This is a genomic window from Actinosynnema pretiosum, from assembly GCF_024171695.1.
GTDB lineage: Bacteria > Actinomycetota > Actinomycetes > Mycobacteriales > Pseudonocardiaceae > Actinosynnema > Actinosynnema pretiosum.
Genome location: NZ_JAMTCF010000019.1, coordinates 64,335 through 89,660, shown reverse-complemented (window position 1 = coordinate 89,660; position 25,326 = coordinate 64,335). Strand labels below are relative to the sequence as shown.

The 25,326-nt window shown below is 72.8% G+C and carries 22 protein-coding genes and 1 riboswitch; of the genes, 11 read left to right on the top strand and 11 right to left on the bottom strand.

Going from position 1 to position 25,326, the window contains the following annotated elements; genetic code table 11:
- Nucleotides 1–152 precede the first annotated feature (152 nt).
- Both LV78_RS31935 and LV78_RS31930 read right to left on the bottom strand, forming a co-directional pair.
- Nucleotides 153–956 carry a SigB/SigF/SigG family RNA polymerase sigma factor gene (locus tag LV78_RS31935; protein ID WP_253849743.1) on the bottom strand — a complete coding sequence of 268 codons (804 nt, stop codon included), beginning with the start codon at nt 954–956 and terminating at the stop codon, nt 153–155.
- Nucleotides 953–1,390, bottom strand: coding sequence for an ATP-binding protein (locus LV78_RS31930; protein ID WP_253849742.1), 438 nt, complete (start codon nt 1,388–1,390; stop codon nt 953–955). The genes LV78_RS31935 and LV78_RS31930 overlap by 4 nt, the downstream gene beginning before the upstream one ends.
- A 158-nt stretch (nt 1,391–1,548) precedes the next feature.
- On the opposite strand from LV78_RS31930, the gene LV78_RS31925 reads away from it, so the two are divergent.
- Complete coding sequence (locus LV78_RS31925; RefSeq protein ID WP_253849741.1) at nt 1,549–2,346, top strand: ATP-binding protein; 798 nt, start codon at nt 1,549–1,551, stop codon at nt 2,344–2,346.
- Here LV78_RS31925 and LV78_RS31920 read toward each other — a convergent pair.
- The gene (locus tag LV78_RS31920; RefSeq protein WP_253849740.1) at nt 2,297–2,689 is read right to left on the bottom strand and encodes an STAS domain-containing protein; all 393 of its coding nucleotides are present in this window, start codon (nt 2,687–2,689) and stop codon (nt 2,297–2,299) included. The two genes, LV78_RS31925 and LV78_RS31920, sit on opposite strands and share 50 nt — an antisense overlap.
- Before the next feature lie 439 nt (nt 2,690–3,128).
- Here LV78_RS31920 and LV78_RS31915 point away from each other — a divergent pair, with 439 nt between their 5' ends.
- From LV78_RS31915 to LV78_RS31875, 9 genes are all read left to right on the top strand, one after another.
- The gene (locus tag LV78_RS31915; protein WP_253849739.1) at nt 3,129–3,335 is read left to right on the top strand and encodes a hypothetical protein; all 207 of its coding nucleotides are present in this window, start codon (nt 3,129–3,131) and stop codon (nt 3,333–3,335) included.
- 314 nt (nt 3,336–3,649) lie between these two features.
- A complete protein-coding gene (gene clsA / locus LV78_RS31910; RefSeq protein ID WP_253849738.1) occupies nt 3,650–4,261 on the top strand; it encodes a cardiolipin synthase ClsA in 612 nt (203 codons plus the stop codon).
- 58 nt (nt 4,262–4,319) lie between these two features.
- A complete protein-coding gene (gene gcvH / locus LV78_RS31905; protein WP_253849737.1) occupies nt 4,320–4,700 on the top strand; it encodes a glycine cleavage system protein GcvH in 381 nt (126 codons plus the stop codon).
- Between the two features lie 113 nt (nt 4,701–4,813).
- Nucleotides 4,814–5,266: a glycogen accumulation regulator GarA gene (gene garA, locus LV78_RS31900; protein ID WP_015804060.1), complete on the top strand. Its 453-nt coding sequence runs from the start codon at nt 4,814–4,816 to the stop codon at nt 5,264–5,266.
- A gap of 33 nt (nt 5,267–5,299) precedes the next feature.
- Nucleotides 5,300–6,310: a transcriptional regulator FtsR gene (gene ftsR, locus LV78_RS42120; RefSeq protein ID WP_372495010.1), complete on the top strand. Its 1,011-nt coding sequence runs from the start codon at nt 5,300–5,302 to the stop codon at nt 6,308–6,310.
- A gap of 145 nt (nt 6,311–6,455) precedes the next feature.
- Entirely contained in the window at nt 6,456–6,929 is a 474-nt protein-coding gene (locus tag LV78_RS31890) for a bifunctional nuclease family protein (protein ID WP_253849736.1), read from the top strand.
- A 384-nt stretch (nt 6,930–7,313) separates the two neighbouring features.
- On the top strand, nt 7,314–7,880 hold the full coding sequence (locus LV78_RS31885) for a MerR family transcriptional regulator (RefSeq protein ID WP_308208780.1): 567 nt from the start codon (nt 7,314–7,316) through the stop codon (nt 7,878–7,880).
- A 325-nt stretch (nt 7,881–8,205) separates the two neighbouring features.
- A riboswitch (glycine riboswitch) is annotated at nt 8,206–8,296 on the top strand.
- A gap of 159 nt (nt 8,297–8,455) precedes the next feature.
- Nucleotides 8,456–11,344: an aminomethyl-transferring glycine dehydrogenase gene (gene gcvP, locus LV78_RS31880; RefSeq protein WP_253849735.1), complete on the top strand. Its 2,889-nt coding sequence runs from the start codon at nt 8,456–8,458 to the stop codon at nt 11,342–11,344.
- A 60-nt stretch (nt 11,345–11,404) separates the two neighbouring features.
- Nucleotides 11,405–11,569 (top strand): hypothetical protein, encoded by a 165-nt coding sequence (locus LV78_RS31875; RefSeq protein ID WP_253849734.1) that lies wholly within the window; start codon nt 11,405–11,407, stop codon nt 11,567–11,569.
- Here LV78_RS31875 and LV78_RS31870 read toward each other — a convergent pair.
- Nucleotides 11,566–12,771, bottom strand: coding sequence for an MFS transporter (locus LV78_RS31870; protein WP_253849733.1), 1,206 nt, complete (start codon nt 12,769–12,771; stop codon nt 11,566–11,568). The two genes, LV78_RS31875 and LV78_RS31870, sit on opposite strands and share 4 nt — an antisense overlap.
- 57 nt (nt 12,772–12,828) lie before the next feature.
- Here LV78_RS31870 and LV78_RS31865 point away from each other — a divergent pair, with 57 nt between their 5' ends.
- On the top strand, nt 12,829–13,728 hold the full coding sequence (locus LV78_RS31865) for an ArsR/SmtB family transcription factor (protein WP_253849732.1): 900 nt from the start codon (nt 12,829–12,831) through the stop codon (nt 13,726–13,728).
- Nucleotides 13,729–14,274: 546 nt separating this feature from the next.
- Here the strand turns inward: LV78_RS31865 and LV78_RS31860 are convergent.
- The 7 genes from LV78_RS31860 to LV78_RS31830 all read right to left on the bottom strand — a co-directional run bounded on the left by LV78_RS31860 (nt 14,275) and on the right by LV78_RS31830 (nt 25,206).
- Complete coding sequence (locus tag LV78_RS31860) at nt 14,275–16,059, bottom strand: substrate-binding domain-containing protein (protein WP_253849731.1); 1,785 nt, start codon at nt 16,057–16,059, stop codon at nt 14,275–14,277.
- Nucleotides 16,060–16,207: 148 nt separating this feature from the next.
- Nucleotides 16,208–17,125: a 3-methyladenine DNA glycosylase gene (locus LV78_RS31855; RefSeq protein WP_253849730.1), complete on the bottom strand. Its 918-nt coding sequence runs from the start codon at nt 17,123–17,125 to the stop codon at nt 16,208–16,210.
- A gap of 245 nt (nt 17,126–17,370) precedes the next feature.
- Complete coding sequence (locus LV78_RS31850) at nt 17,371–18,417, bottom strand: hemolysin family protein (RefSeq protein WP_253849729.1); 1,047 nt, start codon at nt 18,415–18,417, stop codon at nt 17,371–17,373.
- Nucleotides 18,414–19,748: a hemolysin family protein gene (locus LV78_RS31845; protein ID WP_253849728.1), complete on the bottom strand. Its 1,335-nt coding sequence runs from the start codon at nt 19,746–19,748 to the stop codon at nt 18,414–18,416. The genes LV78_RS31850 and LV78_RS31845 overlap by 4 nt, the downstream gene beginning before the upstream one ends.
- Nucleotides 19,749–19,894: 146 nt before the next feature.
- Complete coding sequence (locus tag LV78_RS31840) at nt 19,895–20,935, bottom strand: LacI family DNA-binding transcriptional regulator (RefSeq protein WP_253849727.1); 1,041 nt, start codon at nt 20,933–20,935, stop codon at nt 19,895–19,897.
- Nucleotides 20,936–22,484: 1,549 nt separating this feature from the next.
- Nucleotides 22,485–23,906 (bottom strand): Dyp-type peroxidase, encoded by a 1,422-nt coding sequence (locus LV78_RS31835; RefSeq protein WP_253849726.1) that lies wholly within the window; start codon nt 23,904–23,906, stop codon nt 22,485–22,487.
- A gap of 247 nt (nt 23,907–24,153) precedes the next feature.
- Nucleotides 24,154–25,206 (bottom strand): serine hydrolase, encoded by a 1,053-nt coding sequence (locus LV78_RS31830; RefSeq protein WP_253849725.1) that lies wholly within the window; start codon nt 25,204–25,206, stop codon nt 24,154–24,156.
- Nucleotides 25,207–25,326 lie beyond the last annotated feature (120 nt).

The window sequence follows — 25,326 nt, the reverse complement described above, 5'->3', positions numbered from 1 at the left end:
GGTGCTGGTCAGGTCTTCCCCGCCGAACAGCGGGGCAAACGCCCGGAAGCCCGATCGAGCGACCTCTCAGCAAACGCTCAGGAGAGCCGCCCGGAGGAGGTGCGGGGCCGGGGAGCGGAGCCCTGCGCGCGCCGCTCACCCCGCCCGCCGTCCTACTGCTCCAACCCGTCCCGCAGCTGCCGCAGCGTCTTCGCCAGCAGCCGCGACACGTGCATCTGCGAGATCCCGACCTTCTGCGCGATCTGCGTCTGCGTCATGTTCCCGAAGAACCGCATCACCACGATCCGCCGCTCCCGCTCCGGCAGCTTCTCCAGCAGCGGGTGCAGCGACTCGCGCTGCTCGATCGCCTCCAGCTCCGGGTCCTCCTCGCCGAGCGTGCTGCCCAGCGAGATGGAGCTGTCGTCGGCCACGAGCAGGTCGTCCAGCGAGGCGCTGTGGTAGGCGTTGCCCGCCGCCAGCCCCTCGTGGACCTCCTCGCGGCTCAGGCCAAGGTGCTGCGCCAGCTCGCTGGGCGTCGGCGCCCTGCCGAGCTCCTGCGACAGCCGCGCCGACCCGGCGTTGATCGCCAGGTGCAGCTCCTTGAGCCTGCGCGGCATCCGCACCGACCACGACGAGTCGCGGAAGTACTTCCGCACCTCGCCCATGATCGTCGGCACCGCGAACGACAGGAAGTCGCTGCCGCGCTCCGGGTCGAACCGGTCGACGGCGTTGATCAGCCCGACCGTGGCCACCTGCACCAGGTCGTCGTGCGGCTCGCCGCGGTGCCCGAACCGGCGCGCGATGTGCCTGGCCACCGGCAGGTGCTCGGTGACCAGCTCGTCCCGCAGCCGCTCCCGCGCCGGGTCGCTCGCCGGGGTCTGGGCGAGCCGGGCGAACAGCGGGGCGAGGTGGTCGTAGTCGCCCTGGCCGGACTTGCCCGTCGCCGCCTTCGTGGCGCCCCCTTCAGGCCCCGTCACGCATCCACCGTCCCCAGTGACCGCTTGACCAGGTCGATGTGCACCTCGTAGGCCTCCTCGCCCGACTTCGGCGCGACCCAGGTGGTCACCGAGTCGACCAGCGCGCTCAGCACGCGCCAGCCGAAGCTGTCGCGGTCCGGCGGGGCGGCGCGCTCGGAGACGACCTGCGTCGACACCTGCACGTCCCCGTCCGCGACCACGAAGCGGGCGCTCAGCACCGCGCCCTTGGACGCCAGCGAGATCAGCGTCGAGCAGGCCTCGTCCACCGCCAGCTTCAGGTCCTCGATCGAGTCGAGGTCGAAGTCCTGCCGCATGGCGATGTCGGCCGCGACCGCGCGGACGACCGACAGTTGCGTGGGGTCCGCCGCGATCCGCAGCTCCACCCCGCTCAGGGCGTTGTCAAGCTCACCGCTGTGCGGCTCCGTGTGCGACACGCTCACCTCATCGTCCGATCTGGTTCCCAGGATGATCGGGGGTGCAGGCCCCCGGTAGTGCACCGACGCTATCGATACCCGAAGTGGTGGTCGCTCACACGTGTGAGCACCGCCATGAGCGGGAAGCCACCGAGGTGCACCACACGGGGAGGCGCACGGTGACCGACCAACTCGCCGACCGGCACTGGCGGGCGGAGTTCCCCGCCGAGCCGGACAGGCTCTCGGCTCTGCGACAGCGCGTCGACCGGTGGCTCACCGGTCTCGGCGTCGAGCAGGACGACCGCTACGACCTGCTGGTGGCCGTCAACGAGGCCGTCAGCAACTCCATCGAGCACGCCTACCCGCCGGGCGCGCCCGGCAGCGTGCGCGTCGAGGCGTCCGCCGAGCCGGACGGCCGGGTCAGGGTGGTCGTCGCCGACGACGGGCGCTGGCGCGTCCCGCCGCCGGGGCTGTCGTCCAGGGGGCGCGGCCTGCTGCTCATGCGCGAGAGCGTCGACGAGGTGCTGCTGGACCGGTCGCCCGGCGGCACCACCGTCGTGCTCGTGCTGTCCGGCAGGCACGCCCCCGGAACCACCCGCCTCGCGGTCAGCCCCCACCAGGAGGTGGTGGTGCGCGAGCGCGAGGGGTGGGTGGAGGTCGTCGTCAGGGGCGACGTGCCCGGCCGCGCCGGTCCCGCCGTGCGGCGCACGATCCTCACCGCGGCGCGCGGTGGCGCCGTGCCGGTGGTGGTGGACCTGCGCGAGCTGGGGGACCGGGCGGACGGGTTGGTGCGCAGCCTGCGCGCGGTCGCCTCGGCGGCGGCCGACGCGGGCACGCGCGTGGTGGTGCGGGCCCCCGAGGGGGGAGCCGCCCACCGGGCGCTCGTCGCCTCCGGGGTGGACCAGGTCGTGGACCTGGTCGGGCACGCTAGCCCCGGTCGGCGTCCAGCGCCTCGGCCACCGACGGGTGGACGCTGAACACCTCGCCCAGCCCGGTCGCGGCCAGCGGGCGGAGCACGGCGCGCTCCACCGCGACGACCCGGAACGCGGCCTGCTCGCGCGTGCTGCGCTGAGCGGCCTCCACGAGCACCGCGAGACCGGCCGAGCCGAGGAAGCCGACGCCGCCCAGGTCGAGCACGAGCACGCCGCCGGGGGTGATCCGCTCGACCACCTCGGAGCGCAGCCTGGGCGCGGTCAGCATGTCGACCTCGCCGCTGACCCTGACCACGGTCACGCCCTCGGCGACCTGCTCCGCGCTGATGTCGATGTGCTCGGCGGGACCCGACTCGACGGAGCCGGTCCCGCTTCCGTCCGTGGTCACGACTTCGGGATCGTGAACCGACACGAGGGTCTCCTCTTCAACTGCCACCGCTTGTGGGGTGGGGAGCCCGTGAACAGGGTGCTTGTCCTGGTTGCAGCGCAGGTCAAAGCCCAGCCGGAGCTCCCCGGCGCGGCTGTTGGCTCAACCGCTGCACCGCTCACCGTACGGAGCGCGGTCGGGCACCACAAGCCGCGCCCCGGCCCCGACAAGATCATCTTTTCTGAAGTGCCGGTGCTGTGGGCGGCCCGACCGGCACGTCGAGCGGTTGATCGTCGCGGGGGCGGGTACGCCTCGGGTGAGCCGGTCGCGCAGCTCGGCGACCGCTCGGACCCGATGGGCGCGCAGGACGCGCGAAGCGGACGTGTTCCGCACCACAATCCCCCCAGAAGGCGTCCGCCGATGGCAGGCGGGCGGCGCACCGGACGGAGGTCTGCACACCATGAGCACCACCACGGGAATCGAGATCGGGCACGCGAAGCGCAGGGCGACGCTGCCCACCGCGCCGTGCAGCGTCGTGTGGAGCAAGGGCCACGCGTACGTGCTCGAGGGTTTCCGGGCCCGCTGGGTCGGCGTTGACGACCGGGGTCGTCCGCAGGCCCTGACGGGCGCCGAGCTCCAGCGGCGGGGCTGGAGCCGCACCCGGTAGCCGCGCGTCGCGGGGGTGGGCGGGGGCGGACGCCGCCCCGCCCGCCCCGACGCCCCTGAAGTGATCTTGAACAACCGGGGGTTTCCGGCGCGCCCCGCCGGGGAAGAACACCCCCTGTGAACAGCGGCACCCGGAACGCGCCCCGCGTCCGCCGAGCGCGAGCCCGCCGGGCTCCCCGGCGCACGCCACCGCGCCCGCCAGCCGCCGCCGCGACGCTCGGGCGCCCGAGCGGACCCGGCCCCCGGTCGACCCGTCCGAAGCCCCACCCCCGCACCGGTGAGCCCCGCCACTGGCGTGCGCCTAGCATTCGTGCCGTGTCCACGCCGCCCGCAGCCGAACCGGCCCCCCAGGACCGGTACCTCACCATCCCCAACGCGCTCAGCGTGCTCCGGCTGCTCGGCGTGCCCGTGTTCCTCTACCTGCTGCTCGGCCCGCGCGCCGACGGCTGGGCGCTGGCGCTGCTGATCGCCGCGGGCGTCTCCGACTGGCTCGACGGCAAGATCGCGCGCTGGCTGGACCAGACCAGCAAGCTGGGCGTGCTGCTCGACCCGGCGGCCGACCGCCTCTACATCCTGGCCACGATGATCGCGTTCGTGGTCCGCGACATCCTGCCCCTGTGGGTGGTGCTGCTCCTGGCGGGCCGCGAGCTCGTGGTCGGCGCGTGCCTGCCGGTGCTGCGCCGCCTGGGCTACCGGCCCGCGTTCACGATCACGTACCTCGGCAAGGCCGCCACGTTCATCCTGCTCTACGCCTTCCCCATGCTGCTGGCGGCGCAGGGCGGCTCGACGTTCGCGCAGGTCGTGCGGCCCTTCGCCTACGCCATGATGATCTGGGGGGCGGTCTTCTACCTGTGGTCCGGGGCGCTGTACGCCTACCAGCTCGTCCTCGCCTCCAGGGCGCAACGGCCGGGGGTCGTCTCGACCTGAGCGGGACGTGGGAAGATCCGGAAGCGAAGATCCACCGTCATTGAAGGAGCGCACCGCGGTGATTCCCGAGGAGCTCAAGTACACCGAGGAACATGAGTGGGTGCAGCGCACAGGTGAGACCACCGTGCGCCTGGGCATCACCGACTTCGCCCAAGCCCAGCTCGGCGACGTCGTGTTCGTCCAGCTCCCGGAGGTCGGCGAGAAGGTCTCCGCGGGCCAGACGCTGGGCGAGGTGGAGTCAACCAAGAGCGTGTCGGACATCTACGCGCCGCTCGCGGGCGAGGTCACCGCGCGCAACGACTCCCTCGACCAGCAGCCCGACCTCATCAACGACGACCCCTACGGCGAGGGCTGGATGGTGGAGCTCCGCCTCGACGACACCGCCGCGTTCGAGGACCTCCTCGACGCCGCCGCATACCAGGAGCTGGTCCAGGAGTGACGTCGATCTTCCGCAAACTCTTCGGTCGCCGGGGGAGTCGATCCTCGGACGCAGGTTCGGGCACGATAGGTTCTAACGAACTCGACGGATCCAGCAGCAGGAGGAGAGCTCAGGTGAGCACGAACGACGGGCCAGGCGTTCCGCCCGAGCAGTCCCCGGAGCGGACCTCCGTTTTCCGGGCCGACTTCCTCGCCGAGGTCGAAGGCGCGCCCGCGAGCGAGCCCGCGGTGGCGGGCGTCGACGCCCTCCCGGCCGGGTCCGCCCTGCTGGTGGTCAAGCGGGGGCCCAACGCGGGCTCGCGCTTCCTGCTGGACCGGGACACGACCAGCGCCGGTCGCCACCCCGACAGCGACATCTTCCTCGACGACGTCACCGTGTCCCGCAGGCACGCGGAGTTCCGCCGCGAGGGCGGCGAGTTCGTGGTGATCGACGTGGGCAGCCTCAACGGCACCTACGTCAACCGCGAGCCCGTCGACCAGGCGGTCCTCGCGAACGGCGACGAGGTCCAGATCGGCAAGTTCCGCCTGGTCTTCCTGACCGGCCCCGGCGCGGGCGGCCAGGGGTAGCGCGGTGAGGCCGCGCCCGGCCGGGGAGGCAGTGTGACGTCGGCCGGGCGGCCCCAGCGCGGGGGGATGAGCATCGGGGCGGTGCTGTCGCAGCTCCGACCCGAGTTCCCCGGCGTGACGATCTCCAAGATCCGCTTCCTGGAAGCGGAAGGGCTGGTCCGCCCGGCGCGCACCGCGTCGGGCTACCGCCTGTTCAGCGCACCGGACGTCGAGCGGCTGCGGTACGTGCTCACCGCGCAGCGCGACCGCTACCTGCCGCTCAAGGTCATCCGGGAGCAGTTGGACGCGCTCGACGACGGCCTCGGGGGTCCCGCTCCGGCGGGTCCCGTTCCGCTCTCGGCGGAACGCGACGCGGATCACGGCCGGGGCGAGCAGCCGCTCGCGGGCCACTCGCGGTCTGCGGCGCGGCGCCCGGCCGGTGAGCCCGCGCGGGGCGATCAGCGCGGCGGCGACCAGCGCGCGGGTGACCTGCGGCCCGGTGATCTGCGGGCCAGTGACCTGCGGCCCGGCGACCTGCGGCCCGGCGACGACGTGCCCGCCGCCCGTGCCGCCGAGTGCGCCCTCCCTCCCTGCTCCGCACCCGACCGCGCCGTGCCCGCCCAGGCGGCGGCGCCCGCGCACCCGGCCGGTCCCGCGCCCGATCTCGCGCCCGCCCCCGGCGAGCGCCTCACCCGCGAGGACCTGCTGGCCCAGTCCGGGCTCGACCGGGCGGCCCTGGCCGAGCTGGAGCGCTCCGGCCTGCTCGCGCCCGGTCCCGGCGGCCTGCACGACCCCGAGGCGCTGGCCGTGGCCAGGACCGTCCGGGCGCTGGCCCGCTGCGGCGTCGAGCTCCGCGACCTGCGCCCGGTCCGCGCCGCCGCCGACCGCGACCTGGCCACCGTCGAGCGCGTCCTCGCCCCGCTGCGCCCCGGCCGCGACCCCAGGACCAGGGCCCGCGCCGACGAGGTGGGCCGCGAGGTGGCCGCGCTGCTCGTGGCGCTGCACACACTGCTGATCCGCTCCGGCGTGCGCGAACTCCTCGGCGAGCGCGTTTCACCGAGGTGAACGTCGGGGAACGGGGTGCGCGGGAAGATGCCGGGCGGTTGCGCACACAGCCCGCTTGGCGGGTAGCGTCGGGAGGGCATGTGGGGAATCCTCGTAGACCAACGGGGACGCCAGAGTTTCAGCGCGCTGAGGGAGGCGATACCCGATGAGCGAGATGCGCGTCGTCGGAGTGCGGGTGGAGCTGCCCGCGAACCAGCCGATCCTGCTGCTGCGCGAGACCGAGGGTGAGCGGTACCTGCCGATCTGGATCGGCTCGGTGGAGGCCACCGCCATCGCCCTTGAGCAGCAGGGTGTGCGACCCGCCCGGCCGCTGACCCACGACCTGCTCAAGGACGTGATCGGGGCGCTGGGGCGGCAGCTCGAACAGGTTCGCATCATCGATCTGCAGGAGGGCACCTACTTCGCCGAGCTCGTGTTCGACGGCGACGTGCGGGTGTCCGCGAGGCCCAGCGACTCCGTGGCGCTGGCGCTGCGGGTCGGCGTCCCGATCCACGCGGACGAGGCCGTGCTCGCCGAGGCCGGGCTGATCATCCCGGACGAGCAGGAGGACGAGGTCGAGAAGTTCCGCGAGTTCCTCGACTCGGTCTCCCCCGAGGACTTCCGCGGCGCCGACACGTAGGCCGCGCCGAGGGCTCAGGCACCCCGGAGGGGGCCGTCCACGATCTCCGGATCGGGGCGGCCCCCTCCGGTGCGTCACGGTGTGTTGCCGAGGTGTGGCGTTGGCCCCACCCGGTGAGGGATGGGTGGGTGACGAACACCCGCATCACGCACCGTGGGCCGGTTTTGGCTAAACGATCACTAAACGTCACTCGGTCGGACGATGCACCCCCATTCTCTCAACCTCAAGCTCAGGTTGAGGGTCGACACGCCCCGCGCGTCGCGTTGACCAGCCCCCTAGCCGGTCTTACCGTCGAGCTCAGGTGAAGTGCCGCGGTGTGATCCGACACCGGTCGGCTTCACGTTGGTCACCGGTCGTCGTGACCGGAACCGAGGGGAGGCAGGCGTGGTCGAGGAAGCGCCCATCCGGGCCGGATCCGGCGAACAGGGTGAGCTGTTCCCGGACTCCTCGCTGCCGGACGAGCTGGTCGGCTACCGGGGGCCCGCCGCGTGCCAGATCGCCGGGATCACCTACCGGCAGCTCGACTACTGGGCGAGGACCGGCCTGGTGAACCCGACGATAAGGAGCGCTCACGGCTCCGGGAGCCAGCGGCTCTACTCGTTCAAGGACATCCTGGTCCTCAAGGTGGTCAAGCGGCTGCTGGACACCGGCGTCTCGCTGCAGAACATCCGGGTCGCGGTGGACCACCTGCGCGAGCGCGGGGTCCAGGACCTCGCCCGCATAACTCTGTTCAGCGACGGGACCACGGTGTACGAGTGCACCTCGCCCGAGGAGGTCGTGGACCTCCTGCAAGGCGGGCAGGGCGTGTTCGGGATCGCGGTCAGCGGGGCCATGCGGGAGATCAGCGGGACGATCCACGAGTTCCCGGCCGAACGCGCGGACGGCACCGAGATCGTGGTGGTGGCGGAGGACGAGCTGTCCAAGCGCCGCCGCACGAGAGCCACGGGCTGAGGTCCGGGCGGTCGAACCCGGCTCCGCCGACCGGGTCGCCGCCCGCTGCGCCTCACGCCGACCGCCACCCGGCCGTCACCGATCGCCCCCCGGCTGTCACCGGCGGCCACCCGCTCGTCACCAATCGCCACCCGGTCGTCACCGCCCGCCACCCGACCGTGCGCCGCGCCCCGCCACCCGGCCGCGCCGCCCCGTCCGGCAGGGCCCGCCGCGCGCCACCCGTCCGCCCGGCCCGGCCACTCAGCGGAATCAGCCGCCCTGAGATCCGCGTCGCGGGAGTGTGAATGGACACCACCCGGCCGGGTAAGCTCCTCCGGTAGTCGTTTCACCCCGCGCGGGAGAGTCCGAGCCAGGCTCGGCGCCGAAGGAGCAAATCCTCCCCGGAACCTCTCAGGCCCCAGGACCGCGCGGGCGAGACACCTCTGGAAAGCGGGTCGAACCGACCCCGCCGACGGTGCAAGCCCGGTTCCGACCGGGTGAAGCTCTCAGGCCGCCCGGTCGCGGGCCGGAGACAGAGGGGGAGGGCGCTCCAGGACACAGGTGTGCCCACAGCCCGCTGCACCGGAAGGCCCCAGATGACGCAGGACCGCATCCCGCTCGCCGCCCTCGAGCACGGGACCCCGTTCGCCGACCGCCACGTCGGCCCCCGCCCCGCCGAGCTGGCCAGGATGCTGGACGTCATCGGCGTCGGGTCCCTGGAGGAGCTGGCGCAGCGCGCGGTGCCCGAGTCGATCCGCGAGGGCGACCTGGCGCTGGACCTGCCCGAGCCCGCAACCGAGACCGAGGCCCTCGCCGAGCTGCGCGCGCTCGCCGCCCGCAACCGGCCGATGACCCAGATGATCGGCCTCGGCTACCACGGCACGTTCACCCCGGCCGTGATCCGCCGCAACGTGCTGGAGAGCCCGGCCTGGTACACGGCGTACACCCCGTACCAGCCGGAGATCTCGCAGGGCCGCCTGGAGGCGCTGCTCAACTTCCAGACCGTCGTCGGCGACCTGACCGGCGTGCCGGTGGCCAACGCCTCGATGCTGGACGAGCCCACCGCCGCCGCCGAGGCGATGACCCTCGTGCGCCGCGCGGGCCGCTCCAAGTCCACCAAGTTCGTGGTCGACGCGGACACCCTCCCGCAGACCCTCGCGGTCATCGAGACCAGGGCCGAGCCGCTGGGCATCGAGATCGTCGTGGCCGACCTGTCCCAGGGCCTGGAGGGCCTCGGCCTCGGCGGCGACTTCTTCGGCGTGCTGCTGTCCTACCCCGGCGCCTCCGGCGTGGTCCGCGACCACGAGGCCGTCATCGCCGAGATCCACAAGGCGGGCGCGCAGGCCGTCGTGGCCGCCGACCTGCTCTCCCTGACCCTGCTCCGCCCGCCCGGCGAGATCGGCGCGGACGTCGTCGTCGGCACCACCCAGCGGTTCGGCGTGCCGATGGGCTTCGGCGGCCCCCACGCCGGCTACATGGCCGTCCGCTCCGGCCTGGAGCGCCAGCTTCCCGGCCGCCTGGTCGGCGTGTCCGTCGACGCCGACGGCAACCCGGCGTACCGGCTGGCCCTGCAGACCCGCGAGCAGCACATCCGCCGCGAGAAGGCCACCAGCAACATCTGCACCGCGCAGGTCCTGCTGGCCGTCATGGCCTCGATGTACGCCGTCTACCACGGCCCCGAGGGCCTGCGCGCCATCGCGACCCGCGCCCACCGGATGGCCACCGTGCTCGCCGCGGGCCTGTGCGAGGGCGGCGTGGACGTCGTGCACGGCGAGTTCTTCGACACCGTCCGCGCCTCCGTGCCCGGCCGCGCCGACGAGGTCGTCGCCGCCGCGCGCGAGCTGGGCGTGAACCTGTGGCGCGCCGACGCGGACACCGTGTCGATCGCCTGCGACGAGACCACCACCCGCGCGCACCTCGCGCTCGTGTGGCGGGCGTTCGGCGTGGCCGTGGCCGACGTGGACGCCCTCGACGCCGACACCGCCGACGGCATCCCCGGCGAGCTGCGCCGCACCAGCGACTACCTGACCCACCCGGTGTTCCACCGGCACCGCTCGGAGACCGCGCTGCTGCGCTACCTGCGGTCCCTGTCGGACAAGGACGTGGCGCTCGACCGCAGCATGATCCCGCTCGGCTCGTGCACCATGAAGCTCAACGCGACCGCCGAGATGGAGCCGGTCACCTGGCCGGAGTTCGCCGACCTGCACCCGTTCGCGCCCGCCTCCGACGCCGAGGGGCTGCTCTCGCTCATCGGCGACCTGGAGGGCTGGCTGGCCGAGGTCACCGGGTACGACGCGGTGTCGCTCCAGCCGAACGCGGGCAGCCAGGGCGAGTTCGCGGGCCTGCTCGCGATCCGCGCGTACCACCGCGCCAACGGCGATCTCGAGCGCGACGTGTGCCTGATCCCGTCGTCCGCGCACGGCACCAACGCCGCGTCCGCCGTCATGGCCGGGATGCGGGTGGTCGTCGTCAAGTGCGACGAGCACGGCAACGTGGACCTGGGCGACCTCAAGGACAAGGTCCTGGAGCACGCCGAGCGCCTGGCCGCGATCATGATCACCTACCCGTCGACGCACGGGGTGTACGAGGACACCGTGCGCGAGGTGTGCGGCCTGGTGCACGACGCGGGCGGCCAGGTGTACGTGGACGGGGCGAACCTGAACGCGCTCATCGGGCTGGCCAGGTACGGCAAGTTCGGCTCGGACGTGTCGCACCTGAACCTGCACAAGACGTTCTGCATCCCGCACGGCGGCGGCGGTCCCGGCGTCGGCCCGATCGGCGTCCGCTCGCACCTGGCCCCGTACCTGCCGAACCACCCGCTCCAGCCGGGCGCCGGTCCGGAGACGGGCGTCGGCCCGATCTCGGGCGCGCCGTGGGGTTCGGCGTCGATCCTGCCGATCTCGTGGGCGTACGTGCGCATGATGGGCGCGGACGGCCTGCGCAGGGCGACGATGACGGCGGTCGCGGCGGCGAACTACGTCGCGCGGCGCCTGGACGAGCACTACCCGGTCCTGTACACCGGCGAGGGCGGTTTCGTGGCCCACGAGTGCATCCTCGACCTGCGCCCGCTGACCAAGGCGACCGGCGTGACCGTGGACGACGTGGCCAAGCGCCTCGCCGACTACGGTTTGCACGCCCCGACCATGTCGTTCCCGGTCGCGGGCACGCTCATGGTCGAGCCGACCGAGAGCGAGGACCTGGCCGAGATCGACCGCTTCGTGGACGCGATGATCGCGATCCGCCGCGAGATCGACAAGGTCGGCGCGGGCGACTGGCCCGCCGACGACAACCCGCTCCGCAACGCCCCGCACACCGCGGCGTCCGTGACGGGCGAGTGGGCGCACCCGTACGGCCGCGACGTCGCGGTGTTCCCGGCGGGCACGTCGGCCCCGAAGATCTGGCCGCCGGTCCGCCGGATCGACGGCGCGAAGGGCGACCGCAACCTGGTCTGCTCCTGCCCGCCGATCTCCGCCTACGGCGGCTGATCTCCTGACCCCGGAGGGGCCCGCGCCGTCGAGCGCGGGCCCCTCCGGCGTTCCGGTGGCGTGCCCGATCCCGGACCCGCGCGAGTGGCGGTGGCCACGAGCGCCGTCTCCCGCGACGTGACCGGCCTGGAAGGCGGGGGAGTGGTCGAGCGCGCGTCGTTCCCGGTCGACCGCAGGGTGGCGCCGGTCCGGGCTGCCGAGGCCGGCCAGTCGACCGCGCGCTAGACCACCACCGCCCGAGCCGCCGCCGCGTCCTCGGCCTCCCGGAACGCCTTCGGCGACAGCGCGAACCACGCCACCGCCAGCGCCCCCACCTGCACCACCGCCCCCATCCAGTACACCGACCGCAACCCCGCCTGCGCCGCCAGCAGCCCGCCCGCCAGCGCCCCCAGCGGGTTCAACCCCCAGGCCAGCGCCCGGTGCCCCGTCAGCACCCGCCCGAGCAGCCTGCTCGGCGTGAACCGCTGCCGCGACGACTGCGAGCACACGTTCCAGATCAGCACCAGCGCCGTGTTGAGGAACATCACCACCCCCACGAACACCGGCGACCTCGGCGCCAGCGCCAGCGCCACCGCGCTCAGCACCATCGCCAGCTGCCCCAGCCGCATCGACCACGAGTAGCCGAGCCGCCGCACGATCGCGTCCACGAAGAACGACATCGCCACCCACCCGGCCGACGTGCAGGCCAGCAGCACCCCGTACCCGAACTCGTCGACCCCGATCTCCTGCATCGCGTACAGCACGAACACCCCGAGCTCGGCCGCCGACGCGAACGACCCCAGCGCCACCGCCACGCTGATCGCCAGCAGCAACCGCGTCCCGACCAGGTACTTCAGCCCCTCCGCGATCTCCCGCAGCGGGTTCTGCCCGCTCGGGGGCGCGGGGGTCGACGACGTGCCGCGCATCATCGCCAGCGCCAGCAGCGCGCACACCAGCGCGCCCCACGCCGCGTACCCGGTGCCGACCCCGACCGCGAACCCGGCCAGCGGCGGCACCACGAACCGCACCACGCCCTGCTCGATCACCATCAGCCGCGCGTTCGCCGACGCCAGCCGGTCGGGCGGCACGACCTCGGGCACCAGCGCGCCGGACGCGCCGTCGCCGAGCACCTGCGCCGAGGTGACCACGAACGCCACGGCGAGTAGCAGCGGCAACCCGCCGCGCTCCCCGATCGCGGCCAGCGCCAGCGCGGACGCCGCCAGCACCGCGAACGACCAGCCGAGCACCGCCGTGCGCCGCGCCCGGTCGATCAGCACGCCCGCGAACAGCGAGAACAGCAGCCACGGGAGCTGCCCGACCGCGTTCACCAGCGACACCGCCGCCGGATCGGTCGTGATCGACACGGCCAGCAGCGGCAGCAGGGTCAGCAGCAGGCCCTGCCCCGCCGCACCCGAGATCGCTACCGCCTGCAATCGTCCCCACGTCATGCGGCCACCTTCGCACCACGTGTTGGTGACCCGGGCCTTTTAGTGTGGACTCAACCCATGCGCCTGCGCTTCGCCGTATCACCGATCTGGGAGACCGTCGCCGGACTGCGCCTGATGGCCCGCGCGCACGCCCCGCACCCGCACGCCGAGTGGCTGAGCTGGGCCACCGGCAAGCTCGCCGCGCTGCCCGATGACCGGTCAGCGCTGTCGGCGCTGGTGGCCAGACCCGACATACCGGAGTTCCTGATACCCACACCGGGCAACCGCATGGTCGGCTTCGACGCCGAGCTGGAGGCCCTGACCTGGACCACCACCCCCGACCGGGTGACGGGGGCGCTGGGCGCGCAGTCCGAGCTGCTGGCCGCTCCGGATGCCGTGCCCCGGCTCCAGGAGCGGTTGCGGGCGGTGCACGACGCGGTGATCCGGCCGGTGTGGGCGCAGGTCGAGGGCGTGCTGCAGGGCGACCTGGAGCGCAGGGGCCAGCGCCTGCTCGACGCCGGACCACCCGCCGTGCTGGGGGAGCTGCACCCGGACGTGACGTTCGAGTCGCTCAGACTGGTGGTCTCCGGCCGCGCGATCACTCCCGGTGAGCGCGACCTGGTGCTGCTGCCGTCGGCGTTCGTGTGGCCGGGCACCCACCTGCGCGACAGCCCGCTGCGGCTGGGCCTGCACTACCCGGCGCGCGGCTTCGGCTCGGTGTGGCAGCGCTCCTGCCGCGTCACCGGCGACGGCCTGGACCGGTTGCTGGGCGGCACGCGGGCGGCGCTGCTGCGGGCGCTGGAGCGACCGGTGAGCGTGACCGAGCTGGCGGGGGCGCTCGGGGTGACGGCGGGGGCGGTGTCGCAGCACTTGGGTGTGCTGCGGGCGGCCGGGTTGGCGGTGAGCAGGCGGGAGGGGCGCGAGGTGGTGTCGCTGCGCACGGCGCTGGGGGTGGCGCTGGTCAGGGGGGAGGTGTAGCCGGTTGGGGCCGGTGAACGGACCGTTCACCGACCTGACGACGAGTTTCCGCTCCGACGACGGCTTTCCCGGCTCATCGGTGTGTGGCGCGCATGCCAGCAGACTGCTCGCCCATCGGTCCGTTCGCCCAGCGCGCCATTTGCCCAATAGCTCGTTCACTCGGGGGCGTGCCCCCAGGTGGGTCACCCGTTCAACGGCCCGTTCGCCCGGTGCTTGCGGTCCGTTCACTCGGCGGTCGACCTGTCTTGCGGTCCGTTCACTCGGGGCTCGCCTATCCGGCGATCCCCAATTCAGCGGTCCGCCCGCTCAACACCCCGTTTGCCAGCGGTCCGTTCGCTCGGCTGCCTGTTCGCGAATGGTCCGTTCACTCGGCTGTCCGTTTGCGAATGGTCCGTTCGCTCAGACGCCCGTTTGTCAGCGGACCGTTCGCTCGGCCGCCCGTTTGTCAGCGGACCATTCGCTCAGCCGCCCGTTTGTCAGCGGTCCGCTCGCCCGGCCGCCCGTTCGCCAACGGTCCGTTCACCCGGCGAGCACCCGCTCAGGGCGTCACCGCCCGGCCAGCACCTGCCCGAGCGCCGCGTCCACGCCGCTCCCGTCCTCCACCACCGACACCGTCCCGCCGCCGAACGCCTTCGTGATGTCCTGGAACAACCCCGGCCCGTCCGCGCCGCTCCCCAGCACGACCACGCTGATCCCGACGTCCTTCCCGGCGACCTTCAACCCCTCCAACCGCCCCTTCGCGTCAGCGGGTGACAGGTCCCCGTCGGCCCCGCCATCCGTGATCACCACGATCCGGTTGCGCTTCCCGTCCCGGTAGTCCGCCAGCACGTCCTCGTACGCCGCCACCAGCGCCTCGAACGGCCGGGTCTCGCCGCGCGGCTTGAGCCGCCCCACCGCGTCCAGCAGCGACTGCCGCTGCGCCCCCACCGACCCGGTCGGCACCAGCTCCCGGTAAGCCTCGTCCCCGCCCGCCCCGGTGCCGAACTCCCACAACCCCACCGACCCGGACACCGCCCGGTTCACCTGCCCCGCCAGCGCCTCCCGCACCCAGTCCAACCGGGTGCGCCCACCGCCGCCGTCCTCGCCCATCGTCTGCGAGGTGTCCACCAGCACCGTCACGACCTGCCCGTTGTCGGCCGTCGCCCACGCGCCCGTCACCTGCTGCGTCGCCGCCGCGTCGGCAGGCTTGAGCTGATCCGTCACCTCGGCCCACGCGACACCGGGAGCCGGGCTCGGCCGCTCGGTCACGCCCTCCACCCGCAGCCCCGCCGCCGCGAGCGTGGCCCGCTGCTCGGGGGCCTTCAGGAACGTCCGGAACGCCTGCGCGGCCCGCGCCTGCGCCTCGTTCACCCACTCACCCGACAGAGCGGTGAACGGAAAGTCCGCCACCGGAGTCACGCCCTGCGCGGCCACCCCTGCCAGCGGCGTCGCGGGGGCGGGCCGGTTGTCCTCCGCGCCCGTGTTGTGCCGGTACAGGTCGACCTCGAACGCGGGCACCGCGCTGAACCCGACCGACCCGACCGCCGGGTTCGCCGCCAGCGCCGCCATGGCCTGCCACGTGCTGGTCGTCGTCTGCTCCGGCCGCGCCGCGACCAGCTTCGCCATCGCCTGCTTCACCGGCTCCTGCGCCAGCAGGTCCGCCGTCACCGGCCCGGTCGGCTCGGGCCCGGCGCCCGCGAGCGCCGCCTGGAGCGCCATGGCCGTGCCGGGGTTGACCGCGGGGTCCGGCATGGCGATCTCGAACGCCCCCCACCCGGCCTTGCCGAACCGGTCCCAGCCGGTCGAGGCCATCGTGGTCAGGTCCGTCCACCGGAACCCCGGCCCGGCCTGCACCGCGTCCGCCGCCTCCTGCGGCATCGCCAGCACCACCGGGCTGGTCGCGATCGACTCCGGCGGCGACCCGATCATGGACTGGCGCTGCGCGGCGAGCCGGTTCGCCCAGACCGCCGAGTCGGTGATCCAGGCGTGCGGCCGGGTCCCGAGCTTCTCCTCGTCCCAGACGTTCGTCAGCCCCTCCAGCACCACCTCGGAGTCGCTGGAGAGCACCTCGACGCTGATGCAGTGGTCGTACACCACGGGCCGCTGCGCGCTCCACGCCTGCGCGACCTTCCGCACCGCGTCCGCCACGCTCGGCGTCGCGGCGACCTTCAACGCCGCGGGCCCCTCGTTGCAGTCACCGGCCTGCACGGCCGCGCGCTGGTCGACCACGTCGCCGATCCACTGCCAGCCGAACCAGCCGAGCACCAGCAGCGCCACGAAGCCGATGATGGTGATGGGCCACCCGGCGATGCCGCGCCGCACCTTGGTCCGCAGCGTGCGGTGTCGAGACATCGTCCCTCCGGTGGTCGGAACCGCCCTCGGTCACGCCAGGGCGGGTCACGCTAACAGGTGAAAGTTGACCTGGGGGTGAAGTCGGCCCAGCGGTGGACCGCTGCCTGCGCGGTCCTCGTGCCCGGTCGCGCCTGCCCAGGGCGGTGGCTCATCCCGAGGCGGGCGACCCGTCCAGCAGTGCCGCCCCGTCCAGCAGCGCCGAGGTCAACCCGATCAGGGCAGCCCGCAACGGCGCGGCCTCGTCGGCGAAGGCGCTCTGTCGCCTGGCGTAGTCGGCCCGTCCCTCGGGGGTCTCGATCCGCACCGGGGAGTGACCGAACGCGCTCACGTCGTAGGGGCTGGCCCGCATGTCCAGCTCGCGCACCCGGACGGCCAGCTCGAAGCAGTCGACCACCAGCTCGGACGGCGTCGCCGGGTCGAGCTTGTAAGCCCACTTGAACAGGTCCATCGAGGTGTGCAGGCACCCCGGCTGCTCCAGCTCCACCCGGCTGTCCAGGGTGGGGGTGAGCGCGTTGCGCGGTCTGGCCTCGGGGGTGAAGAACCGGAACGCGTCGTAGTGCCCGCACTGCACCCGCTGCGACTCCACCACCGCGTCCGTGCCCTCGGGCCCGAGCCGCAACGGCAACGCGCTGTGCCTGACCTGCTCCTGGGGCAACCGGTACACCATCGCCCACTCGTGCAGCCCGAAGCAGCCCAACCGGGGCGCGCGGGAAGCGGTAGCCGTGAGCAACCGGTGGGTGAACCCGATGGTGGTCAACCGCTCTTCCGTGAACCGCTCACGATCCAGCGACACACCCTCGGGGGTCTCCCGGTAGAACGGCCACCGCAAGTAATCGCGAGCCAGCTCCCCCTCCAGCACCACGCCGGGCCCAGGGTGCCACCGCTCCATCCGGGAGGGCCGGAAGCTGTAGTAGCTGAACAGGAAGTCCATGATCGGGTGCTTGACCCCGGCGGCCTTGCGCTCCAGGTGGGGCCCGGTCCACCGCCGCACCCGCTCGACGTGGGCGTCCCGGCGAGCGGTCCACTCCTGCTGGGACAGCGCGGTCGGCGCGGTGACGATCCCCATGGTGAACACGGTACTTCGTCCAACCGGCTCCCCAATACCCGACCGGGCGGGCGCCCACAAGACCAAAAACCGGGCGAGTGGTCTGTTGGCTGGCTTTGAGTGAACGGTCCGTTCACCTGCGCCGAGACACGGTCGGTGCAGGCGCGCCCCGCGCACAAGCCCTCAACACCCGAGTGCCCGCCCCGCACGCAGCGGGACGGGCACTCGAGTGGTGAAGCAGACCGCCTAGCGGCCCGCCGTGAAGGTCACACCTCGCGGCGCACGTGCGTCCCGTCGCGGACGGTGCCCACGTACTCCTCCACCAGGTCCTCCAGCGCCACCACACCGCGCGTGGCGCCGTCCGGGCCCACGGCCTTCGCGAGGTGGCTCTGCGACCGCCGCAGCGACGCCAGCGCCTCGTCCAACCGCGCCCCCACCGGCACCTCGGGCAGCCCGCGCACCCGCCCCGCCGGAACGGTCGCGCCCTCGCCCGCCTCGGCCAGGTCCAGCACGTCCTTCACGTGCAAGTACCCGACCAGGTCATCGGTCGACCGCACCGGGAACCGGGAGAACCCGGTCTCCGCCACCGCCGACTCGACCTCCGCCATCGTCGGCCGCGCCGACAGCGACGTCACCCGGTCCAGCGGCACCAGCACGTCCGCCACCGTCCGCTCCGCCGACGACAGCGTCTGCGCCAACCGCCGGTGCTCGGAGTCCTCCAGCAACCCCTCCTGCCGCGACTGCGAGATCAGCAGCGACAGCTCGTCCGAGGTGTACGCCGACTCCAGCTCGTCCTTCGGCTCCACCTTCATCAACCTCAGCACCCCGTTGGCCGCGATGTTGAACAGGCTGATGAACGGTCGCACGACCTTGATGAACGCCACGTGCACCGGCACCAGCCAGATCGCCAGCCGCTCCGGGTTCGCGATCGCCAGGTTCTTCGGCACCATCTCGCCGAGCAGGATGTGCGCCACCACCACCAGCATCATGGCGATCGCGAACGACACCCCGTGCAGCACCACCGGCGGGATCGACAGCGGGTGCAGCGCGCCCTCGATCAGGTGCGCCACGGCGGGCTCGCCGAGGCGGCCCAGCAGCAGCGAGCAGATCGTGATGCCCAGCTGCGCGCCCGCCAGCATGAGCGACACCTCGCGACTGGCCTTGATCACCAGCGCGGCGCGGGCGACCCCGCGCTCCACCATGCTCTCCAACCGGTCCCGACGGGCGCTGATCAGCGCGAACTCCGCGCCGACGAAGAACGCGTTGCACCCGAGCAGGACGAACGTCATGACCAGCAGCCAGCCGTCGCTCACCGGGACGCCCCCGTCTCGGCCGACTCGACCTTGGCCACCCGCAGCTCGGCCACCCGGTGCTTCTCCATCTGCATCACGGTGATCCGCCAGCCGTCCAGGTGGACCTCGTCACCGACGTCCGGGATGCGCCCCAGCTCGGACAGCACCAGACCCGCGAGGGTCTCGTAGTCGCCCTCGGGCATCCGGAACCCGGTCGCCTCGGCCACCTCGTCGTCGCGCAGCAGGCCGGAGACCATCCAGCTGTCCCCGCCCAGCGAGCGCACCGGCGCGGACTCGCGGCGGTCGTGCTCGTCGCGCACGTCGCCGACGATCTCCTCCACCACGTCCTCCAGGGTGACCAGCCCGGCCGTGCCGCCGTACTCGTCGACGACCAGCGCGGTCTGCAACCCGGACGCGCGCAGCCGGTCCAGCAGCGCGTCGCCCTCCAGGGTCTCCGGCACCGTCTGCACCGGCCTGGTCAGCGCTGACAGCGGCGTGGTCGCCCGGCGCTCGCGCGGCACGCTGAACGCCTGCTTGACGTGCACGATGCCGCGCACCTCGTCCAGGTCGCCCGAGTGCACCGGGAAGCGGGACTTGCCCGTCTCGCGGGCCTTGGCGACCAGGTCGAGCACGGTCGCGTCGGCGCGCAGCGACTCCACCCGCACGCGCGGGGTCATCAGCTCGCCCGCCGTGCGGTCGCCGAAGCGCAGCGACCGGCCCAGCAGGGCGGCCGTGCCCTCGTCGATCGTGCCGTGCTCGGCGCTGGACCGGACCAGCGCGCCCAGCTCCTGCGGCGAGCGGGCCGAGGCCAGCTCCTCCGCAGGCTCGACGCCGAGCCTGCGCACCATCCAGTTCGCCGCGCCGTTCATGCCGTTGATCAACCAGCGGAAGACCGACGAGAACGCGGCCTGCATCCCGGCGACGGCGCGCGCCGTCTCCAGCGGTCTGGAGATCGCCAGGTTCTTCGGGACCAGCTCGCCGAACACCATCGACAGCGTCGTGGCCAGCGCCAGCGCGATCGCGATCGAGATCGGCGCCGCGACGGACTGGGGGACGCCCACCGCCGTCAGACCCGGCGACAGCAGCTGCGCGATGGCCGGTTCGGCGATGTAGCCGGTGATCAGGGTGGTGAACGTGATGGCCAGCTGAGCTCCGGAGAGCTGGAACGACAGGGACCGGTGGGCCTTGTCGACGGCCTTGGCCTTGGCGTCGCCCACGTGGGCGACGTGCGATTCGACTGTGCTCCGCTCGAGCGCGGTCAGCGAGAACTCCGCCGCGACCGCGATGAACGTGCCTGCGGTCAGCGCCACGACGGCCAGCAGGCCGAGCACGCTGAGCAGGATTCCAGTCACCGGTCACCCCCTGGGGGGACCGGGTGGGACGGGTAGCCGGGTGTGGGGCCCGGCTCAGTACTGCACGGTTGCTCGTCGAGCACTGGGTAGATCACTCCTCGTCACGGGGACCCTTGCGGGTCTCCATTTTAGGTTGTGAACGTCGCTCAGCGCAGTCCGGTTCCCGCAGGTCGAGCCGTGCTGGCCCGGAGCACCACCTCACCTGCGACGCGCACCGTGCGTGGCGGGCCCCCGACCTCGTCCAGGACCAGGCGCGCGGCCCGTTCGCCCATCTGCTCCAGCGGCAGCCGCACGGTGCTCAGCGGGGGCTGGAGGTCGCGCAGCGTCGGGATGTCGTCGAAGCCCGCGACGGACACGTCGCCGGGCACGTCCAGCCCGCGCTCGCGCAGCGCGGCCACCGCGCCGGTCGCCATGACGTCGTTGACGGCGAACACGCAGGTAGCGCCGGTCTTGGCGGCCAGCAGGTCGGCCACCGCGCCGTGCCCGCCGTCCCTGGTGAACCCGCTGGGGAAGACCGCCCGGTCGGGCAGCTCCAGACCCGCGTCGGCCAGGCCCTGGCGGAACCCGGACAGGCGGTCGCGCGCCACCACCAGGTCGGTCGGGCCGGACAGCACCGCGAACCTCTTGTGCCCGAGCGCGGCCAGCTCCCTGGCGAGCGCGCGGGCGCCCGCGCGGTTGCCGGGCACGACCGTGTCGGCGCCCAGCTTGGCCTGGGAGATGCACGCCACCCGCCCGCCCTGGGCGGTGAACGCGGCGACCTCCTCGGCCAGGCGCGCGGTCGACGCCCGGTCGGTGCTGCGGCTGCCCGCGATCACCAGGGCGCGGGCGCGGTGCGCGCGGAGCGTGTTGACCAGCTCGACCTCGCGCGCCGGGTCGCGGTTCGTGGTGCCGAGCACGAGCACCATGCCCGCTTCCTCGGCGACCCTCGTCACACCCGCCGCGATGCTGGAGAAGTACGGGTCGGCGATGTCGTGCACCACCAGGCCCACCAGCACGCTGCTGTTGCGGGCGAGCGCCTGCGCGGCGGCGTTCGGCAGGTAGCCGAGCTGCTCGGCGCTGCCGACGACCTTGTCCCTGAGCTCGTCGCTGACCTGCCGGGTGCTGCCGTTGAGCACGCGCGAGGCCGTCGCCAGCGAGACCCCCGCGTGCCTGGCAACCTCGGCCAGCGTGACCTGCCGCAACGCCAAGGCGGCCTCCTCCGGGTTGGTGGTTGGGCGAGACTAGCCCGGTTGGGCGGGAAGACAAGAGCCTGGCGCGGCGCGGTGGGGAAAAGGTGGGGGTTGGCGGGGTGGTTCGGGGGTGGTTGGGCGGTTTGGGGGGGGGGGGTGTGGTGGCTGGGTGGGGTGTGGGGGTGGGGTGTTGGCGGTGGGTGTGCGACCGGGGGAGTTGGTGGTGGGTGCGGAGTTGGTGCTGGGGCGCAGGCGGAGACCGGGCGTGAATTGCTGGGCCCTGCGCGCGGGATGGCTTCGGCTGGATGCCGAGCGGGATGACGGGTGAACCCTGCGGGGCGAGCGGGGGCGATTGGAGCGCTGGGCGCTTGGCCACCGGACGCGGATGGCAGGCGGAAGGCACACGACGGCTCACCGCCCGCTCGGTTGAACGGACCGTTCAACCGGAATAGGCCGGTCTACTGGCGACTGGCGACTGGCGACTGGCGACTGGCGACTGGCGACTGGCGGCTGGCGGCTGGCGGCTGGCGGCTGGCGGAGACCGAAGGTCTGTGGGCCTCGATCGTGGACTGTGACCGGCGACCGGCGACTGATTTCCGGCGGCTGGTGGCGCGGTAGTGCCGCAAAGCGGCAAACCGGGAGGATGAGCCACTGAGCTGGCACTTCGGTCTTCGGCCTGGTCACGAAGCCGGTTGAACGGTCCGTTCGACCGCCTTGGCCCACCTGCTGATGGTGGTGTGGCCGCACGCTTGAGGGCGTTGGGCGGGAGTGATGCGGGACGGCCGGTTGAACGGTCCATTCATCCGGGCTTGGCCACGTATGGGCGGCGGTGGCGTGGCTGCGCGGATGAGGTGGTTGCGCGGGAGTGATGTAGGGCGGCCAGTTGAACGGTCCGTTCAACCAGGTATGGCCACTTCTGTGTGGCTGTGTGGCTGTGTGGCTGTGTGGCTGTGTGGCTGTGTGGCTGTGTGGCTGTGTGGCTGAGGTGGTTGGGCTGAAGTTATGGAGCGTGGCCGGTTGAACGGTCCGTTCAACCAGGTATGGCCGCCTTCGGGCGGTGGTGTGGCTGCGTGATTGAGGTGGTTGAGCGGGAGTTACGGAGCGTGGCCGGTTGAACGGTCCGTTCAACCGGGCATGGCCACCTATGGGGTGCGGTGGTGCGGTGGTGCAGTGGTGCAGTGGTGCAGTGGTGCAGTGGTGCAGTGGTGTGGTTGGGCGGTTGAACGGTCCGTTCACCCCTCGTTGAACGGACCGTTCAACCGGGCTCTTGTCACCCTGCGGGCGGCGGTAGCGGTTGCACGGTGTGCGGGTGTGCTGTCGAGCGGGTGTGTGGTCAGTGATTGAGGATTTGAGCGGGTGTGTGGGCCGAGTCGGTTGTGCAGGTTGAGCGGATGTGCGGAGTGGTGCCGGGGCGGGTGAACGGTCCGTTCGGCGGAGAATCCCCGTGCTTGCCCCGACCGCCTTCGACTGCCTCACCTTGGAGCCACCCGCCCCTCACCCCACCCCCCCAACGGGCCGGTCGTGGACGGCGGTCACGACCGGCCCGCCTGCGAGCTCCGCCCCGGTCCTACCGGGGCAGCGCTCGGCCTGCGGCCAGCAGCCTCAGCGCGCTCACCGACGGCACCAGGGCGTACACCGCCCCCGTCGTGCGCACGAACCGCCGGAACCCCAGCTCCCCCCGGCTCCCGCCCGCGTCCACCGTCCCCCCACCCGCGACCCCGATCACCGGGTCCGTCCCGGTCGGCGCCCCCTCCGCGCCGCCCGCGAACGCCGGGTCGTTCGCCCACACCCGCTGCTGGAACTCGAACTGCTCCGCCAGCGACGTGCAGTGCGCCACGAACACCAGCCCCCGCTCCACCTCCGGCTCCACGTCGTGCGGCGGTCCGAACGGGATGCCGCGCCGCAGGATCCGGTGCGTCCTGGGTGACGGCGCCGTGAACGAGCGCGGGTTCGCCTTGCGGATGTGGGACGTGCACGGCGTCGCCGCGCCGAGCGGGTCGTCCGCGTAGTCGAAGTCGTTCTCCGCCGGCTCGGTCGGTCGCGCCAGCGGCGTCCCGTCCAGCCGCCTGCCCACCAGCAGCGCCCCCATCCGCTCCGGCTCCACCTGCGGCGCCATCGCCCGCGCGTGCGCCTCCACCGCCGCCCGCCACCCGGCCACGTCCTGGCTGAGCCTGCGCACCACCTGGATCGACCCGTCCCGCAGCCACGCGGGCACCACCGGCTCGACCTCGCGCTCCGTCCGCTGCCCGAGCACGAACTCGCCCGCGTTCACCAGCAGCGCCCCTGGGTGGTCCAGCCGGTGACCCGGCCGCGCCGGGTCCTCGCGGTGGAAACCGCGCACGGCGGGCTGCGAGATCCCGTCCTTGTAGCCGAAGTGCTCGTGCCCGGCCAGCGGCGCGGGCAGCACCTCGCCGTCCTGCAGGTGCAGGTGCCGCACCCCCAGCAGCCGGTCCAGCAGGTCGAGCTGCCTGGTCGTGGCCCGCAGCCGCTCGCGCGTGTCCGAGGCGACCGTGACGACCGCGTGCACCGCGCCCCCGTCCCCGCCGAACACCCACCCTGCGGGCCCGGACTCCCCGGTGTCCCCGTTGGCCTCCGCCCGCGCCAGCGCCCCCTCCACCAGCAGCGGGTCGACCGCGCGCAGGTCGGCCTCCACGGCGGTCGGGTCGGCGGCCACCGCCAGCACGCCCCGCGCGGTCAGCGACAGGTTCACCCAGGTCGCCCGCAGCGTCGTCGGGTCCTGGCCGAACATCGTCCGCCCCAGCGAGAACGCCTCGTTGAAGTCCTCGACGTCGGCGGTGACCGACACGTGGCCGAGCATCCCGGCCAGCCAGGTCCGCGCCAGCCGGGCGTCGCCGAACCGCACGAACCTGAACTGCTGGTGGTCCTTGTTGAACGCCGCCAGCACGTTCCCCTGCACTTCGCGCGACGCCCGCAGCGGCGGGTCCGACTCACCCGGTCGTGCGGCGTTGAGGCGCAAAAGCCCGGTCATCCGGCATCCCCCGATCCCCGTCGACTCCCCTTGCCGGAAAGGAGCGCGAACGGGTCCGCTCGGATACCGGAAATCACCGGATTTCCCGCCGATGAGTCGCGCGCACCGGTTTCCACCTGCGGAAACCGCAAACCCGGCGGCTGGGAGCGTGCCCGGCGGGAAGAACTCCGCATCCCGCCGGGCGACACGCCGCTGAATCACCGCTGAATCGACGGCGCGAGTCCGCCGAAACCGGGGAATTCCCCGATCAGCCGCCGTTGTACGGCTGGTGCCTCTTCGCGCGGTACACCCTGGAGGTGTTCGCGGTGACCCGCAGCACCGAGTCGTACATGGCCCGCCCGAGGCCCGCGCGGGCGCGCGCGGCCGGGTGGGTGGCGCCGTAGTCCTCCAGGTGCGAGGCCGTGTCGCCCCGGAACGTGCCCGACGCGAACAGCGCGTAGGTGATCATCGGCTTGCCCTGGGCGTCGAACACCACGCCCGCCTCGTTGCGCCCGTCGTCGAACCAGCCCGCCTTGGTGGCCACGTTCAGCCGCTCCGGCGAGGTCAACCGCGCCCGGATGCCGTCGTTGAACGAGGTCAGCGACCGCAGCACGTTCAGCAGGTGCGCCGTCGACGCCGCCGACAGCAGCTCGCCGCGCACCAGCTTCTGCAGCAGGGTGAAGGTCTCGCGCGGCGTGGTCGTGCCGAGGAAGAACCGGTTCGGGTTCGCCACCGGCACCACCTGGGTGGCGGTGAAGCCCTTGGACCGCAGGATCTCGTTCAGCTCCAGCGCCGGGACCACCAGGCCGCACAGCCGCACCGCGGTGTTGTCCGAGACGGTCAGCAGGGTCGCCAGGACGTGCCCGAGCGTCACCGAGCTGGGGTACGCGCCGTCCAGGCCGAAGATGCCGTCGGTGTCCTGGATGACGATGGCCTCGGTCACGTCGACCCGCTGGTCGAGCGTGAGCAGCCCCCGGTCGACCTTGTCCAGCACGGCCACCGCGACCGCGATCTTGTTGACGCTGTACGCCTCGACCACGCGGTCCGCGTTGTCCTCGACGGCGGGCTTGAGCGTGCCGTCCGGGTCGCTGAACGCGATGTGCGAGGACCAGGTGCCGCCCGCGATCGCCTTCTGGGCCTGGTAGGTCCAGTTGATCTTCAGGCGGGACAGGTCCGCGCTGGTCGGGATGAGCGACTCCCAGTCGACGCCCTCGGTCGCGGCCGTCGGCTGCGCCGAGGCGACCCCGCCGAACGCGACCGTGGCCGCCGCGGCCCCACCCAGGCCCAGCGCGGCCCGCCGCTTGAACTGCTCGCTGCCCATGATCCCCCAATCGGTCGATGCCGGTCACGCTCGGGTGACCTTGCATCCGTCTTTACGGAGGGAATTAGTGCAAGAGGTTGCTTCTCGTCACTCTTTTTGGTGAAAACGTTTCGGAAACCC